This window comes from Yersinia canariae (assembly GCF_009831415.1).
In the GTDB taxonomy this organism is placed as follows: domain Bacteria; phylum Pseudomonadota; class Gammaproteobacteria; order Enterobacterales; family Enterobacteriaceae; genus Yersinia; species Yersinia canariae.
This window is the reverse complement of the sequence record NZ_CP043727.1, coordinates 2393311-2411137: the sequence shown is the minus strand read 5'-3', so window position 1 is coordinate 2411137 and position 17827 is coordinate 2393311. Positions and strand designations below refer to the sequence as shown.

Sequence of the window (17827 nt, the reverse complement as noted above, 5' to 3'; positions counted from 1 at the left end):
ATATATCTTCAGTATAGCCATTAGAATTAGGGCAGTTTAGTTAGCTAAATTGCTCATTTCTTTTCGTTAGTATGCTTTATTTCACCATTAATAAACTGAGTTTATTGGCGAGATAAAGAAAAACATTATTAATATTAATAAATGATGATTTTTCGGATATCTGTCAATAATAAAACGGCTTGTATCTATGCGATAACGGATATCGCCATTCAAAATCGGAACTTTGAATTCACTATGAACGGTTTCCATTCAAATAAATCACTTATGCGAGCGATTGCAATTAATACGTTATTAATGCAATTACTGCTCCCTATATCTATAGCATTCACACCGCTGATTTCGCTGTCTGTTCGGGCTGATGAACTAGACGAAATAATGACGAAAATGCGTTCGGCTGAGATATTAGTTGAGCCTACAACAGCGCCAGCCCCACTATATTCAGAGCAGCCAAATAGCCCTGTTGAGAAAACCGCGGCCCCGGACAGATATCAACAATCTAATCCCTTCATAGAGAAACAAGAGTCATCCCTTTTACCACCGGGAAATGCGCTACCTGATCTGGGTTCTACCGACCAGACATCAGATATTTCTGGCGGCAATAAATTTAATCTTACGGAAGATAATGTTGCCAATACGGCGACCCAATTTTGGGGCGTGATGGGCAGTGATAATTCAGCTAAAGCGGCGGAAAGTGCAGTAAGAGGCGTATCTTCTGGCCTGGCCTCACAGGCCGCTTCGGACTGGCTTAATCAATTTGGTCATGCCCGGGTTCAGCTCAACTCAGCTGGCACGGCTAATGCAGATATTTTGCTACCACTGGTTGAATCGACAGATAACCTGTTATTTGGTCAGTTAGGCGTGCGTTATGACGGATATCGGACGACAAATAATGCCGGTTTGGGTGTTCGTCAATTTACCGACAACTGGATGTTCGGGCTTAACAGTTTTTATGACTATGATCTGACAGGTAAAAATAGCCGTCTGGGGGTAGGGGCGGAAGCCTGGACTGATAATCTCAAGTTTTCTGCTAATGGCTACTTCCGTTTGACCGATTGGCACCAATCAGTGCTGTCGAACATGGAAGATTATAATGAACGGCCAGCCAATGGTTTTGATATCAGAGCCGCGGCATATTTGCCCGCTTATCCACAGTTGGGCGGTTCATTAATGTATGAAAAATACTTCGGCAAAGGGGTTGCCTTAAACAGTGGGAGCACCGGCCCTGATGACTTAGGTGACTCGCCATCTGCGGTGACGTTAGGGGTGAATTACACACCTATCCCATTGATAACAGTCGATGTTTCCCATAAGAAAGGCCAGAACACGGCCAATGATCTTCAGGTCGGGTTGAACTTTAATTACCGCTTCGGTGTGCCTTGGATTGATCAAATTAGCAAGGACACTGTCGGCTTAATGCGCAGCCTGGCAGGCAGTCGTTATGATCTGGTTGACCGTAATTACAACATTGTTATGCAGTATGAGAAACAGAACCTCATCAATCTGGCACTGCCAGCAACGATTTCGGCTCATGCGCTGGAAAATGTCACTCTGACAGGGACGGTGTCATCAAAATACGGCACTGACCGGGTCGAGTGGAGTGCGCCGGTGCTGATTACAGCCGGTGGTGCTCTGATACCGCAAACCATGGAGTCAGCTGCTGTTACTCTTCCAGCTTATCAGCACCTGCAAAACATCAATAGCTATCAAATCAGCGCGGTGGCTTATGACATTCGCGGCAATAAATCGAACACCGCAACCACTAACATTATTGTTCAGGAATCACCGCATCAGATAGCGCTTAACGTGATGGGCTCAAGTGCCTCGGCCACTGCCGACGGCACAGCCTTAGTGACATATCGGGCCTCTGTAGTCGATACCGCGAATGGTTCAAATACTCCTATGGCGGGTATGAATGTGTCATTCAATACCACTCTTGGTGATGTTGTCTCACCCAGTGCGACCACCGACAGCCAGGGAAGAGCCACGGTCTCTGTGAAGAGTATTTTGGCCGGAGGGGGACAGGTTCACGCGGTTTTAGACAATGGTAACCGGGCGCTGGCCGCAGTGGCGTTTGTTGCTGATGAAAGTACCGCCTCCATCCTGAGTGAGGATCTGGTTGTCCTGAAAAATAATGCTTTGGCCAATGGAGTAGCGACCAACAGTGTTAAAGCAACAGTGAAAGATGCCAATGGCAACCCTGTATCAAATCAACACGTTAGCTTCATCGCCGATAACAGCGCCACACTTTCACTCTCCAGCGGCATGACCGGTGCGGATGGGGCGCTCACCGTGACGTTAGTCAATGATACGACGGGCGTGACGACGGTCACCGCCATGCTAAATGGGGCAAGCCAAAGTGTACCGGTGAATTTTATCCCAGATAGCGGCACGGCAACGATTATTGATGGGGCGCTCACGATACTTGTCGATAATGCGCTGGCTAACGGCCGTGATCGCAACAGTGTAAAAGCGATTGTTACCGATGCTCGTGGTAACCCGATTCCTAATCAAGTGGTCAGTTTCATCGGCGACAATGGTGCAAATATTGCCGCGAGCGGAACCACAGGTCCGGACGGTGCAGTAACACAATCGCTAAGCAATATCACAGCAGGGGTGACGCGAGTCACTGCAATGATCAATGGGGCTAGCCAGAGTGTGGATGTGAACTTTACCCCAGACTCAAGCACGGCGACCATCCTGCGCGGGGCGCTCACCGTGACCCGAGATAATGCTATTGCGGATGGTTTGGCGGCGAATACGGTGCAAGCTATTGTGACCGATGCTACCGGTAACCGAGTGCCAAACCAAGTTGTGACATTCATTGCGGATAACAGCGCGACGGTGGCTGCCAGCGGCACGACGGATACTAATGGGGTTGTATCTATGCCCGTGACTAACACCATTGCAGGTGTGACTCAAGTGTCTGCGACGGTCAATGGTAACAGCCAAAACGCGAATATCACCTTTATTCCCGACGGCGGCACCGCGACTATCCTCAGCGGGGCGCTGACTGTCACTCAAGATAATGCGCTGGCTAATGGTTCTGCAACCAATTGGGTCAAAGCGATTGTCACCGATGCTACTGGCAACCGGGTGCCTAATCAGCTGGTGACATTCATCGCGGACAACAACGCAGTGATCGCGGCGAATGGCACGACCGGGTCAGATGGCTCTGTGACAGTGTCACTCAGTAATGCTATTGCGGGTGTGGCTCATGTGACCGCGACAGTGAACAGTAATAGCCAAAATGTGGATGTGAACTTTATTCCCGACAGCGGCACGGCGACTATCATCAGCGGGGCACTGACTGTCACTCAAGACAATGCGTTGGCTAATGGTTCTGCAACCAATTCCATCAAAGCGATTGTCACTGATGCCACGGGCAATGTGGTACCTAATCAGGTGGTGACATTCATTGCGGATAATAACGCGGTGATAGCAACCAATGGCACCACTGACAGTGCAGGTGTGGTCACCATGACTCTGACCAATGTGACTGCGGGCGCGGCTCGCGTGACGGCGACGGTGAACAGCAACAGCCAAAGTGTGGATGTGACCTTCATTCCCGACAGCGGCACCGCGACTATTATCAGCGGGGCACTGACTGTCACTCAAGACAATGCTTTGGCTAATGGTTCTGCAACCAATTCGGTCAAAGCGATTGTCACCGATGCTACTGGCAACCGGGTGCCTAATCAGATGGTGACATTCATCGCGGACAACAACGCAGTGATCGCGGCGAATGGCACGACTGGGCCAGATGGTTCTGTGACGGTGTCACTCAGTAATGCTATTGCGGGTGTGGCTCGCGTGACGGCGACGGTGAACAGCAACAACCAAAGTGTGGATGTTAACTTTATTCCCGACAGCGGCACCGCGACTATCATCAGCGGGGCACTTACCATCACTCAAGACAATGCGTTGGCTAATGGTTCTGCACAGAATGAAGTGAAAGCAGTTGTCACGGATGGCACGGGCAATGTGGTGCCCAATCAGGCGGTGACATTCATTGCGGATAATAACGCGGTGATAGCAACCAGCGGCACCACCGACAGTGCTGGTGTGGTCACCATGACACTGACCAATGTGACTGCGGGCGCGGCTCGCGTGACGGCGACGGTGAACAGCAACAGCCAAAGTGTGGATGTGACCTTTATTCCCGACAGCGGCACGGCGACCATTATTAGCGGGGCACTCACCATCACTCGTGATAATGCGCTGGCCAATGGCACAGCACAGGATGAGGTGAAAGTGATTGTCACGGATGGCACGGGCAATGTGGTGCCCAATCAGGTGGTGACATTCATTGCAGATAACAATGCAGTGATAGCAACCAGCGGCACCACGGACAGTGCAGGTGTGCTGATTTTATCTCTGACCAATGTCACTGCGGGCGTGACTCATGTGACCGCGACGGTGAACAGCAACAGCCAAAGTGTGGATGTGACCTTTATTCCCGACAGCGGCACCGCGACTATCATCAGCGGAGCACTCACCATCACTCATGATAATGCGCTGGCTAATGGTGTTGCACAGAATGAAGTGAAAGCGATTGTCACGGATGCTACTGGCAATGTGGTGCCTAATCAGGTGGTGACATTCATTGCGAATAATAATGCAGTGATAGCAACCAGCGGCACCACCGACAGTGCTGGCGTGGTCACCATGACACTGACCAATGCCACAGCGGGCGCGACTCGCGTGACGGCGACGGTGAACAGCAACAGCCAAAGTGTGGATGTGACCTTTATTCCCGACAGCGGCACGGCGACCATTATTAGCGGAGCACTTACCATCACTCAAGACAATGCGTTGGCTAATGGTTCTGCAACCAATTCCGTCAAAGCGATTGTCACCGATGGCACGGGCAATGTGGTACCCAATCAGGCGGTGACATTCATTGCGGATAACAATGCAGTGATAGCAACCAGCGGCACCACGGACAGTGCTGGTGTGGTCACCATGACACTGACCAATGTCACGGCGGGCGCGGCTCGCGTGACCGCAACGGTGAACAGCAACAGCCAAAGTGTGGATGTGACCTTTATTCCCGACAGCGGCACGGCGACCATTATTAGCGGGGCACTGACTGTCACTCAAGACAATGCGCTGGCTAATGGTGTTGCACAAAATGAAGTGAAAGCAGTTGTCACGGATGCTACTGGCAATGTGGTGCCCAATCAGGCGGTGACATTCATTGCGGATAACAATGCAGTGATAGCAACCAGCGGCACCACCGACAGTGCTGGTGTGGTCACCATGACACTGACCAATGTCACGGCGGGCGCGACTCGCGTGACGGCGACGGTGAACAGCAACAGCCAAAGTGTGGACGTGACCTTTATTCCTGACAGCGGCACCGCGACCATTATTAGCGGGGCGTTTAGTGTCGAGGATGACGGTGCGCTGGCTAATGGTGTCGCCACTAACAGTGTTAAAGCTGTGGTGACGGATGCGTTGGGAAATCGAGTGCCAAATCTGCTCGTCAATTTCAGCACCAATAATAATGCTGTGATGGCAACCAGTGGCACCACCGATGCAAATGGCTCAGTTATATTGACGTTGACGAATATCAAATCGGGCATAACCGAGGTGACAGCGGAGGTCAATAACCAAAGTTTGACCATAGATTCAACCTTTATACCTGATGTCAGCACGGCCACCGTTAGCCTTGAGGTCGTCACTCAAAATATGCCGGCGGATGGAACTGCACAAAATAGTGTTAAAGCCAAAGTCGTGGATGCTTTTGGGAATGTTATCCCAAATCAATCGGTTAGCTTCAATGCCACGAATAATGCGGCCATTGCTGCGAGCGGAACGACTGATATTAATGGCGACATTATCATGACGTTAACAAGCGCCAATCCAGGGGATAGCCAAGTAACGGCAACGGTCAATAGTAACAATGACTCTGATGTTGTGGCGTTTACGCCGGTGCCTTTCAGTGTCAAATTTACTTTGGCAATATAAATTAGACAAATAGAGAAACGATGATGAGGTGGTATTAACCGGTACTGTTAATACCATCCTCTCATTACTTAATAATTAAAAGTGAGTGTGTTCTTTACTTTAATTAATATCAGTTTTGCAGTAACTCTATTGTGGATGAATATGATGAAATCATTAAAGTTGTTTTTATTTTCGTTAGCGTTTTTAGTGTTACCAAATACAGTGCTAGGTCATTATGAAGTTAAAAATCCGCTAACCAGTTTGAATGAACTTTCATTCGACTTAGCGCATACTTATTGGGACGGAACAAATAACCCGCCCACTGCCGGTGATAGAAACTCTCATATGAGTCACCAGAATAGATGTAAGAGAGCAACAAGTACTGTTTCACTTGGTTCTTGTCTTTTGCGATATAACTTTAATATGGTGAACTCCAACGGGACCATTATTAGTCCGGCAATTCAATCATATGACGTGGATCTGCGAGGTAATGGATCCTACGATGATGAATTGATGAACGCAGCTACACACTACGATGCTGTTAAAATTGCGATTGCGCACGGCGTTATGGTTGACCAGCATGTCTCAATTCCTCGAGCTAATATTACTTCATTAGCCGGAGGTTCAGGAAAGTTTCGGGTGAGTACCTTCGGTGTGGGTAACGTCTGTAACAGCACTACCTCTTGCAACGCACCTTATTCAGAGACCTATACCACCAGTACAATTGATCTTATTCAGGAAAATCTGGATGTTGCCTGTGAAGCCAGTGCTGTGGGGGCCACGAATATTGAGAATATCCTAAGTGGTGAGCATATTTATTTACATAATAGTAATGAGTCACGGTTATCAGAGAATATTGGTGCTGTTAATTTATCCGTTAACTGTGTTAATTGGTTGCCGACAGCCAAAAGCAAAACATTAAACTTTACTATTTCACCCAATGTTGTGGTTGCAACCGGGGGCAATACTGAAGTGACCTGTGGTGCTTATATTAATGATACATCAACAACTCAGCCCGGTTACACCTTCTCCAGGAATATTAGCATTCCGGGTTATGACGGTATGGTAGATACCTATGATACTGATCCTATTTATTATGGGTTATATGTTTCAACTCCATCAACAACGGCTGAAACATCTCTCACGCTTAATTGCGGCCTCACGGGAGGATACTCACTAAATTAATACTGATTAAAGTCCCGGCAGAATTGTTCTTACGATCAATTCTGCCCTAATCACTGATTTAAATTAATTCTACGAATGAGGTTCTTATGAATAATAAAATTTCGGCGTTAATTATTGATCAGCACCCTTTGATTAGGCATGTAGTAAGAGGAATTATAGAGTGCAAGGGCGGGAGAGTTTATGAAACAGGCGGGGAACACGAATCAATAAAAATGGCGAGTGTTTATAAGCCTAATTTAATTATTGTGGATTTCGTGGGGTATAAAAACCTTCAACTTAACCTTATTCATAAACTAATGATTATGTCTCCCGAGTCAAAAGTACTTATCTATACTTCTTTGATATCAATTTATTACCTAAAAAAATGCCTCGAAATAGGTGTTCGTGGCTATGTCTACAAAAAGGACGACGTTATTAACCTCGACGGCGCTATTGATGCTGTTATATCGGGCTATTGTTGCTTTCCTCAAGCGGATTTACTGCTGAATACAGAATGTGCCCTGCAACTAGCTTAATGAAAAATAACCGTATATTGGATTTAATCCTATGAAAAAGTTGCTTTCATTGTCACTGTCTTTTTTCTGGTTTGTCTGGTTATTTTGTTTTTTCAGTTTGTTTATTGTTGAGACTTTTCCAGAGAGTATGCGCTATATGCATTCAATTTATTCGGGAATGATTGTATCGGAAGATACCTATGACTCTCTGATTGCGCTCTCACTGTGGCTGTCGTTTATCTCAGCGACCATTGCAATGTTTTTTATCAATTCATTTTTTAAAAAAGTAAGAAGATTTAGCTAAGTAACGTTCAATTTAAGTGTGTTATCAAAGGAAATAAGCGCTATGGAAGATAAGCTTGCGATCATTCAACACCCTTGTTCTTTTACCCGGTTTAGCCTGGAACGTATTTTAAAAAAGTTATTAATGAGTGAATCGGTAGATATTGTGGCCAGTGTTGGTTCGCTGACTGATTGCTATGATAATTTAGTTAAATTCCCTGCGACGCATTTAGCTATTTTGAGTTTACGTGGCGAGGATTATACGTCTGGCGATAGTCTTAGTTTGGTTGTTGACTGGTTGCGGATACACCGCCCAAACTGTCGCGTGATTGTTATAGCTGACGAGTTTTGTGTTGATCTATTGACTCAGTATTTTTGCGGTGTTGAGCAGGTGTATGCCGTTATCGCGCAAAATGCGTCTCTTAGCCAATTTGTGACCCAACTAAACCGAGCATTTTCAAGCTCGACAATACTGACGAAGAAGCGGCCCTGCTTATTATCGAAACGCGAGCGAACCGTGCTGGCTTTATTACTGCAAGGTAAATCAAACAATGATATTGCCGATCATTTGCAACTCAGTAATAAAACCATCAGCTACCACAAGCGCAGCGCTCTGGGTAAATTAGGTATCCCAACTTTACAACCGATGTTGATGAATGCAGGGATTGTCTCGCAACTATTGGAGAATATCGGCGTCGAGCCACAATATGCCACGGCGTAGTGCTTTGGTGAGCCGAGTTTGTTCTGCGGTATCCTTGAATTATCTAAAAATCTACCTTCGTCACTGACCTGCGCATTTGCCGGTATAATCCGGCAACTTCATTTCCGCTGCCGTACTACTTTTTGAATCCCTGACTGTGAAATTAGTGTAATATGTCCGGTCACGAACCAGCGTATAGGGGCATCTGCGCCATTTTCTGCGTGCCATGCTGTGTTCCAAAATGTATTACAATCAGTGAGTTCTGCTTGATTGTGAGCTTAACTTATTGATTACAATATATAACGCGACGCCTGTGAAGGCGACATTAGAGGTTGCTCAATGAGCGAGAAGTCAGAAGACCAAAAGTTAACAAACTCAAAGCCGCAAAGCCCTAAACCGCAGGGCGATAAAATTGTGGGTGAAAAATTACAGAAAATCTTGGCACGGGCCGGTCATGGCTCTCGTCGGGAAATCGAAACAATCATTCAGCAGGGCCGCGTTAGCGTTGATGGTAAAATATCAAAGCTAGGGGACCGTGTTGAAGTCACTCAGGCCACTAAAATTCGCCTGGACGGTCATCTTCTTTCTATTAAAGAATCTGAAGAAGCAGTGTGCCGTGTACTGGCGTATTACAAGCCGGAAGGTGAACTTTGTACCCGTAATGACCCTGAAGGCCGCCCAACCGTGTTCGACCGTTTGCCTAAACTGCGCGGTTCGCGTTGGGTTGCGGTAGGCCGTTTGGACGTGAATACCTCAGGTTTATTGCTGTTCACCACAGATGGTGAGCTGGCTAACCGCTTAATGCACCCAAGCCGTGAGGTTGAGCGCGAATATGCGGTGCGAGTGTTTGGCCAAATTGATGACGAAAAAATCAAGCAGCTCAGTCGTGGTGTGCAATTAGAAGATGGCCCCGCGGCATTCCGCACCATTAGTTTCCAAGGTGGAGAAGGGCTTAACCAGTGGTATAACGTCACGTTGACCGAAGGGCGCAACCGCGAAGTTCGCCGTTTATGGGAAGCGGTCGGTGTACAGGTGAGCCGCCTGATTCGTGTGCGTTATGGTGATATCAATCTTCCTAAGGGCTTGCCTCGTGGCGGCTGGACTGAATTGGATCTGAAAGCCACCAATTATCTGCGCGAGCTGGTAGAACTGAATTCTGAAACTGTCAGCAAATTGCCAGTGGAGAAAGACAGACGCCGGGTTAAGGCTAATCAAATCCGTCGTGCCGTTAAACGCCACACTGAAGTTGCTGGCCGTCAGGTCGCAGGGCGTCAAAGCTCGGCCCGTAAAGGTTCGACTCGTCAAAACGCGGGTAATGCAGCAGCACCCGCAGCAACAACTGGGCGTCGTGGTTCCAACAAGCGCGGTTAAGTTATATCAGGGAAGAAATCATTTTCTTCCCTTTTTTCCCTTCAAAATCCGATAATTACCAGTCAATACCTTGCTGTGCCTTAATACCGGCATCAAAAGCATGTTTAACTGGGCGCAATTCACTCACCGTATCCGCCATTTCTAACAGATCCCGATGACAACCACGGCCAGTAATAATGACGGTTTGATGGGCAGGGCGCTGTTTTAGCGCATCAACGACTTCATCCAGAGAGAGATAGTCATAAGCCACCATATAAGTCAGTTCATCCAACACGACTAAATCTAATGTCGGGTCCGCTAACATACGCTGAGCGTGTTGCCAAACCCCTCGACAGGCGGCTGTATCTGTTTCTCTATTTTGTGTATTCCAGGTAAAACCGGTTGCCATGACCTGAAACTCAACCCCATGTTGTTGCAGTAGATTTTTCTCGCCGTTCGGCCATTCACCTTTAATAAACTGTATCACACCCGCTTTCAGGCCGTGGCCAACCGCGCGGGTCACCGTACCGAATGCGGCCGTGGTCTTACCCTTGCCATTGCCGGTAAAAACAATCAAGATGCCGCGAATTTCTTGCGCTGCTGCAACCCGTGATTCAACCTTTTCTTTTATTTTTTGTTGACGCTGTTGGTGGCGTTCTTCAGACATGAAAGTTTCCTTTATTCTGCGGGGCCGGGTTTGCGGCCAGGTTGTGCATCGAAGCTAATACCGGTCTTCCTGCGGCTATCATCGCCCATTAGGTAGAGATACAGCGGCATAATATCTGCGGGTGTTTTTAGCTTGCTGGCATCTTCATCCGGGAAGGCGCTTGCGCGCATCTGAGTGCGAGTTCCCCCTGGATTAATACAATTAACTCTCAGGTTACTCTGCTTATATTCTTCAGCAAGCACCTGCATCATGCCCTCAGTGGCAAATTTTGACACCGCATAAGCTCCCCATCCCGCGCGCCCTTGACGACCAACACTGGAACTGGTGAAAACCAGAGAGGCGCTTGGTGATTTCAGCAATAAAGGTAATAGTGCTTGAGTGAGCATAAAAGTTGCATTGACATTCACTTGCATAACATCCTGCCAGACGGCGATATTTTGCTCGGCCATCGGGGCCACCTCACCTAATAAACCGGCATTATGCAAAAGACCGTCTAGCTGAGAAATCTGATGGCTGAGCGCATCGGCTAATTGCTGACAATCTTGCTCGGTCGCATGCAGTAAATCCAGCTGCCAAATGCTGACTGGCTGGCCACCGGCCTTGATAATCTGTTGTTGCACAGCAACAAGTTTGTGCATTGTGCGGCCAACGAGAATTAAGCGCGCACCAAAACGTGCGTAAGTCAGAGCCGCTTCGCGACCAATGCCATCACCTGCGCCTGTCACCAAAATAGTGCGATTGTCGAGCAGGTCATGCTTAGGTTGGTAATGCATAATTATTCCTCTTACTGGCGGCGGAAATTTTACTCATACATGCCGCGATATCTCTTATATTCTTATATTTAAGCGAAACCAATGCAATTTTTCATTTGCGCAAGACGCCAGCTTACGGGTTCGCTAGAATGCAGGTATCTCTTTAATAGCAGATGAATAAAGGCGGTATTTGTGGAGTTATTTTCTCTGTACGGACTGTTTCTCGCTAAAGTGGTGACCATCGTGGTTGCGATTGCTGCGATAGTATTGTTGGTTGTCAGCCAAGGAATGAGGAAACAAGGGCAACGGGGAGAACTCAATCTGGTTGACCTGGGTGAGCAATATAAGGATATGCAGCGCGAAATGCGCTTGGCGCGCATGAGTCATGCTGAGCAAAAAGCCTGGAGCAAAGAGTTTAAAAAGCAGCAAAAATCTGATCAAAAACTCAAAAAGCAGCGTGCTAAATCGGGTGCGGTAGCCGCCATCAAGCCTTGCTTGTATGTTATTGACTTCAAAGGGAGTATTGATGCCCATGAAGTAACGTCATTGCGTGAAGAAATTTCAGCGGTGCTGGCAGTGGCTACGGCCCAGGATGAAGTGCTGTTGAGGCTGGAAAGCCCTGGCGGCGTGGTGCACGGCTATGGTCTGGCGGCGTCACAATTGGAGCGCCTGCGCCACAAAGGTATTCGCCTCACTGTTGCGGTCGATAAAGTTGCCGCTAGCGGGGGCTATATGATGGCCTGTGTGGCTGATCGTATCATTAGCGCGCCTTTCGCTATTATTGGCTCAATCGGTGTTGTGGCTCAAATACCTAACTTCCATCGTTTACTGAAAAAGAACGATATTGATGTTGAGCTACATACCGCAGGTGAATTCAAGCGAACCCTTACATTGTTCGGTGAAAATACGGAACAAGGGCGCGAAAAATTCCGTGAAGATCTGAATGAAACTCATCTACTCTTCAAGCAGTTCGTTCAGCAACAACGGCCTTCTTTGGATATCGACGCTGTTGCCACGGGCGAACATTGGTTCGGGACTCAAGCCAAAGAGAAAGGGCTGGTTGATGCCATCGGTACCAGTGATGATTTACTGATTGCTGAAATGGATAATCACGAAGTCATTGGTGTGCGTTATACCCGCCGTAAACGTCTGATGGATCGCTTTACAGGGAGTGCCGCAGAAAGTGCCGACCGCCTATTATTACGCTGGTGGCAACGCGGTGAGAAGCCCTTGTTATAACCCGATGTAATCCGAATTCGGTGCAATAAAAGCAGGGGGCTTGGCCCCCTGTTATTTTTGGTGCAGCGGCTAAAAGAGGGCGCTGCAAAGGGAATAATCTGCAATTAGTCGATTAAATGATATTTAGCCGATAAAACGTGTGCGAGATGTTTAAACATATTAAATACCGCAGTTGTTTTTGCGGTAGGTAATCCCTCGTCATCAAGGAAAAACTCTCCGCGAAATACTAATACCGGGCCTTTTTGCTCAACCTCGGTTGCCTTCATACCCTGTAGATAATCTTCATGTTGACGAATAATCTCATTGGCTTCTGTCAATAATTTATTACGCTCAATAGGTGCTGTGTTTCCGATCATTATATTTCCTCACAACAATCATATTCCCTCAGAACAAGGTAATTTCTCTTATCTATTGTACTGCGGGTTAGCATTTGTTCGCAAACCGACTAAGGTTTATTCGAGTCATTGATGGCTTTGTCACCACTATTGGATAAATTCAGATTCCGAGCTAATTAGGTTGCGTGTCGCTTTTTATCAGGTACAGTGTGGGATTTTATACTATTAGGTGGCAGGTTTTGTTGACGCCATGAGGCAGAATTCACTGCTGTAGCACTGGGCGCAGGCAAAGATCTTGAGAGATAGCCAACTGAACTTCGGAAAGCGCTTTTATGACTCCGATTAAAAAAACAGGTTGATCTCCTGAAAAAGTACCGCAATATAAAAAAGAGATTCAGAATGCCGCAATACGGCAAGATAAAAACCTTCTTTTAGAAGAAATAATTTAGGTAAAGGTAATTATGGGTAAAGCTCTCGTAATAGTTGAGTCCCCGGCAAAAGCCAAAACTATTAATAAATACTTAGGGAATAACTACGTGGTTAAGTCCAGTGTCGGTCACATTCGTGATTTGCCGACCAGTGGCTCAGCCAGTAAGAAGAGCGCTAACTCAACTGAAGATAAAGCCAAGAAAGCCGACAAGCCCAAAACTAAAGTAAAGAAAGACGAAAAGGTTGCATTAGTTAACCGCATGGGCGTCGATCCTTATCATGGCTGGAAAGCGCAGTATGAAATTTTGCCCGGCAAAGAAAAGGTGGTTGCCGAGCTGAAAGCATTAGCCGAAAACGCTGACCACATCTATCTCGCAACCGACCTTGACCGCGAAGGAGAGGCTATTGCCTGGCATTTGCGGGAAGTGATTGGTGGTGATGATAAGCGTTTTAGTCGTGTGGTATTTAACGAAATCACAAAAAACGCTATCCAACAGGCTTTTAATCAGCCTGGTGAATTGAATATTAACCGGGTTAATGCCCAGCAAGCTCGTCGCTTTATGGACCGGGTTGTGGGTTATATGGTTTCTCCACTGTTGTGGAAAAAAATTGCCCGTGGTCTGTCTGCTGGGCGAGTGCAGTCGGTCGCCGTGCGTTTAGTGGTTGAACGCGAACGGGATATCAAAGCATTCGTTCCTGAAGAGTACTGGGAATTGCATGCTGATTTGCTGGCGAAAGGTGAAGTTCCTATCCAAATGGAAGTCACCCATGCTCACAATAAACCCTTTAAACCGGTCAATCGTGAACAGACCCACGCAGCGCTTAAATTGCTGGAAAACGCGCGCTATAAAGTGCTGGATCGTGAAGACAAACCGACCAGCAGCAAGCCGGGTGCGCCGTTCATTACTTCTACATTGCAGCAGGCTGCCAGTACCCGCCTGAGCTTTGGTGTGAAGAAAACCATGATGATGGCGCAGCGCTTGTATGAAGCGGGCCATATCACGTATATGCGTACTGACTCGACCAATTTAAGTCAGGATGCGTTGACGATGGTGCGCGGATATATTGGTGATAATTTTGGCGATAAATACTTGCCATCCGCACCCAATCAGTACAGCAGCAAAGAGAATTCACAAGAAGCGCATGAGGCTATCCGCCCTTCTGATGTGAATGTATTGGCTGAACAGTTAAAAGATATGGAAGCCGATGCCCAGAAGCTGTATCAGCTGATTTGGCGTCAGTTTGTGGCCTGTCAGATGACTCCGGCCAAGTATGATTCGACCACCTTGACAGTACAGGCAGGCGATTTCCAACTGCGGGCGAAAGGCCGAACTTTACGATTTGATGGTTGGACGAAGGTGATGCCAGCACTGCGTAAAGGGGATGAAGACAGGACTCTGCCAGTGATTGAAGTGGGCAGTGACTTGGATTTACAAAAGCTAATCCCAAGCCAACACTTCACCAAGCCGCCAGCGCGTTACAGTGAAGCGTCATTGGTCAAAGAATTAGAAAAACGGGGCATTGGCCGCCCATCTACCTATGCGTCGATTATTTCGACCATTCAAGACCGTGGCTATGTCCGCGTAGAAAACCGCCGTTTCTATGCTGAGAAAATGGGTGAAATTGTAACCGACCGTCTGGAAGAGAACTTCCGTGAGTTGATGAATTACGATTTTACCGCGCGCATGGAAAGTGGTCTGGATCAGGTTGCTAACAATCAGGCCGAGTGGAAGGCAGTACTGGATGGTTTCTTCGCCGAATTCAGCGAGCAACTTGAAAAAGCCGAAAAAGATCCTGAGGAGGGCGGTATGCGCCCGAATCAAATGGTCATGACCAGCATTGATTGCCCAACTTGTGGCCGTCAGATGGGGATTCGCACTGCCAGTACTGGGGTGTTCCTGGGTTGTTCAGGTTATGCATTGCCGCCGAAAGAGCGCTGCAAAACCACTATAAATCTGGTGCCGGATGCTGAGATTCTTAATATCCTGGAAGGTGATGATGCGGAAACCAACGCATTACGCGCCCGCCGTCGTTGCCAGAAATGTGGCACAGCCATGGATAGCTATCTAATTGATAACAAACGTAAGTTACATGTTTGCGGTAATAACCCAGCATGTGATGGTTATGAGATAGAAGAAGGTGAGTTCCGCATCAAAGGGTATGAAGGCCCAATCGTTGAGTGCGAAAAGTGTGGTTCTGAAATGCACCTGAAAATGGGGCGTTTTGGCAAGTACATGGGTTGTACTAATGATGAGTGTAAAAATACCCGTAAAATTTTGCGCAGTGGCGAAGTTGCACCGCCGAAAGAAGATCCAGTCCCTTTGCCAGAACTTCCTTGCGAAAAGTCTGATGCCTATTTTGTGTTGCGAGATGGTGCTGCTGGCGTATTCTTGGCAGCCAATACCTTCCCTAAATCGCGCGAAACCCGTGCGCCATTGGTAGAAGAGTTGGTGCGTTTCAAGGACAGATTACCTGAGAAATTACGTTACCTGGCTGATGCGCCAGTGACGGATAAAGAGGGTAATAAAACCATGGTGCGCTTTAGCCGCAAAACCAAGCAACAGTACGTTTCGTCAGAGAAAGATGGCAAAGCCACCGGTTGGTCTGCTTTCTATATTGATGGCAAATGGGTTGAAGCTAAAAAATAGGTATTTTGACAAGCAGTTGAATGCTTCTTCGTGGCGTTTTTATTGCTGAGCATGACAGCTATTCGTTGTGTAAAATACTGAGTTGTACATCTAAAAACCAGCCTTAGTGGCTGGTTTTTTATTGGGCTAATCTATCCAAGTGCTTTATAGTCTTGGTCAAACTGTTGAAGTTATCAATCGTTAACGATTGTCTGCATTGAGTCAAAAACACTATTATTTTTAAGCTAATATTCTATAAATTAAATCATTAACAGCTCAAGTATGCGCGCGGACTTATATCGGTGATTAGGCTGAGATAAAGCTAACATAACAAGGGTGTATACAGTTGCAGATGAAATGATATAGTAGTTATATAAAATATTTTTTTATCACCTAATGTTATTATAAGGTCAATACTGACCACTTTGGCATCATGCAGTTACGGGTTTCAGTTAATCACTTCTCGGCATACCGGCTAATACCGATATACCAAACTGTGGGCCTCCCGCAGTGTTTAACCTAGGATGGTATAGATATGAAATTGCAACAGCTACGCTATATTGTTGAGGTGGTGAATCATAACCTTAACGTATCGTCCACTGCAGAAGGCCTGTACACCTCACAACCTGGGATCAGTAAACAGGTCCGAATGTTGGAAGATGAGCTGGGGATTCAGATTTTTGCCCGCAGTGGTAAGCATCTCACTCAGGTAACCCCTGCGGGGTTGGAAATCATCCGTATTGCCCGTGAAGTATTATCAAAAGTTGATGCCATTAAAGCGGTTGCCGGTGAACATACTTATCCTGATAAAGGTTCTTTGTATGTTGCAACAACACATACTCAGGCGCGTTATGCATTGCCCAATGTGATTAAAGGCTTCATAGAGCGCTATCCCCGTGTATCGTTGCATATGCATCAAGGGTCACCCACACAAATCGCGGAAGCGGTCTCCAAGGGGAGTGCTGACTTCGCTATCGCCACGGAAGCACTGCATTTGTATGATGACCTGATTATGTTGCCGTGCTATCACTGGAACCGTGCGGTAGTGGTGAAACCCGATCACCCATTAGCAGGGAAAGCCCATGTTAGTATTGAAGAACTAGCCGCTTATCCTATTGTGACCTATACCTTTGGTTTTACAGGGCGTTCTGAATTGGATACTGCATTTAATCGTGCGGGTCTGACGCCACGAATTGTCTTTACCGCGACAGATGCGGACGTGATTAAAACTTACGTGAGATTAGGTCTGGGTGTTGGTGTTATTGCCAGCATGGCGGTTGACCCAATCCAAGATCCAGATCTGGTGACGGTTGATGCGCGAGACATCTTTACTTACAGCACCACGAAAATAGGTTTTCGCCGCAGTACCTTCCTGCGCAGTTATATGTATGATTTTATTCTACGTTTTGCCCCTCATTTGACGCGGGATGTGGTGGATAAAGCGGTGGCGCTGCGTTCGAATGATGATATCGAGGCGATGTTCAAAGACATCAAACTGCCGACGAAGTAATGCACCTTACAGTTAAAAAAGCCCCTCGAAAGGGGCTTTTTTATGCTTAGCGTTCTTTATTTGCCTGGGCGAGTACAGACCCGGCCAGCGTCTTGGTTTGTTCACTGGACTCAGGATCTGCCAGCACTTGTGCCGCAACATCTTCCATATGAGCACCGGTCTGGTTGTTAGTGCTAGATTGAGAGAGTGCCGAGCCAGCCAGACTTTTTTCAATGGCCGAGGCATTAGGATCTTTGAGTATTTTTGCCGCCTGCGCAGCTACCGACGCTGATGTTTTCTTTTTATTTTTTGACATTATTTAATCTCAT

Annotated in this window: 12 protein-coding genes; 8 read left to right on the top strand and 4 right to left on the bottom strand. The window is 47.1% G+C overall.

From position 1 onward, the window contains the following. The first annotated feature begins 264 nt into the window (after positions 1-264). The 5 genes from F0T03_RS11090 (at position 265) to rluB (ending at position 9981) form a co-directional block, all read left to right on the top strand. Positions 265-5970, top strand: coding sequence for an Ig-like domain-containing protein (locus F0T03_RS11090; RefSeq protein WP_159678373.1), 5706 nt, complete (start codon positions 265-267; stop codon positions 5968-5970). Between the two features lie 141 nt (positions 5971-6111). Then, positions 6112-7134, top strand: a complete 1023-nt coding sequence (locus F0T03_RS11085) for a heme utilization protein (protein ID WP_246169886.1) — start codon at positions 6112-6114, stop codon at positions 7132-7134. An 86-nt stretch (positions 7135-7220) separates the two neighbouring features. Continuing rightward, positions 7221-7649 (top strand): response regulator, encoded by a 429-nt coding sequence (locus F0T03_RS11080; RefSeq protein WP_159678371.1) that lies wholly within the window; start codon positions 7221-7223, stop codon positions 7647-7649. A gap of 325 nt (positions 7650-7974) precedes the next feature. Continuing rightward, positions 7975-8631 (top strand): helix-turn-helix transcriptional regulator, encoded by a 657-nt coding sequence (locus F0T03_RS11075; protein ID WP_145555585.1) that lies wholly within the window; start codon positions 7975-7977, stop codon positions 8629-8631. Positions 8632-8949: 318 nt separating this feature from the next. Then, entirely contained in the window at positions 8950-9981 is a 1032-nt protein-coding gene (gene rluB, locus F0T03_RS11070) for a 23S rRNA pseudouridine(2605) synthase RluB (RefSeq protein ID WP_159678369.1), read from the top strand. Between the two features lie 55 nt (positions 9982-10036). Here the strand turns inward: rluB and cobO are convergent, their stop codons facing one another. Both cobO and F0T03_RS11060 read right to left on the bottom strand, forming a co-directional pair. After that, positions 10037-10627, bottom strand: coding sequence for a cob(I)yrinic acid a,c-diamide adenosyltransferase (cobO, locus tag F0T03_RS11065; protein ID WP_145555588.1), 591 nt, complete (start codon positions 10625-10627; stop codon positions 10037-10039). A gap of 11 nt (positions 10628-10638) precedes the next feature. After that, positions 10639-11400 carry a YciK family oxidoreductase gene (locus F0T03_RS11060; RefSeq protein ID WP_145555589.1) on the bottom strand — a complete coding sequence of 254 codons (762 nt, stop codon included), beginning with the start codon at positions 11398-11400 and terminating at the stop codon, positions 10639-10641. Positions 11401-11571: 171 nt separating this feature from the next. Between F0T03_RS11060 and sohB the strand changes: the two genes are divergently transcribed. After that, positions 11572-12618 carry a protease SohB gene (gene sohB / locus F0T03_RS11055; protein ID WP_145555591.1) on the top strand — a complete coding sequence of 349 codons (1047 nt, stop codon included), beginning with the start codon at positions 11572-11574 and terminating at the stop codon, positions 12616-12618. A gap of 104 nt (positions 12619-12722) precedes the next feature. Here the strand turns inward: sohB and F0T03_RS11050 are convergent, their stop codons facing one another. Beyond that, entirely contained in the window at positions 12723-12974 is a 252-nt protein-coding gene (locus F0T03_RS11050) for a YciN family protein (RefSeq protein WP_145555592.1), read from the bottom strand. Positions 12975-13414: 440 nt separating this feature from the next. Between F0T03_RS11050 and topA the strand changes: the two genes are divergently transcribed. Beyond that, entirely contained in the window at positions 13415-16030 is a 2616-nt protein-coding gene (gene topA, locus F0T03_RS11045) for a type I DNA topoisomerase (RefSeq protein WP_159678367.1), read from the top strand. A 514-nt stretch (positions 16031-16544) separates the two neighbouring features. Beyond that, positions 16545-17519, top strand: a complete 975-nt coding sequence (gene cysB / locus F0T03_RS11040) for an HTH-type transcriptional regulator CysB (RefSeq protein ID WP_050318384.1) — start codon at positions 16545-16547, stop codon at positions 17517-17519. 46 nt (positions 17520-17565) lie between these two features. Here cysB and F0T03_RS11035 read toward each other — a convergent pair whose 3' ends face one another. Next, positions 17566-17814, bottom strand: coding sequence for a hypothetical protein (locus F0T03_RS11035; RefSeq protein WP_145562030.1), 249 nt, complete (start codon positions 17812-17814; stop codon positions 17566-17568). Between the last annotated feature and the right edge of the window lie 13 nt (positions 17815-17827).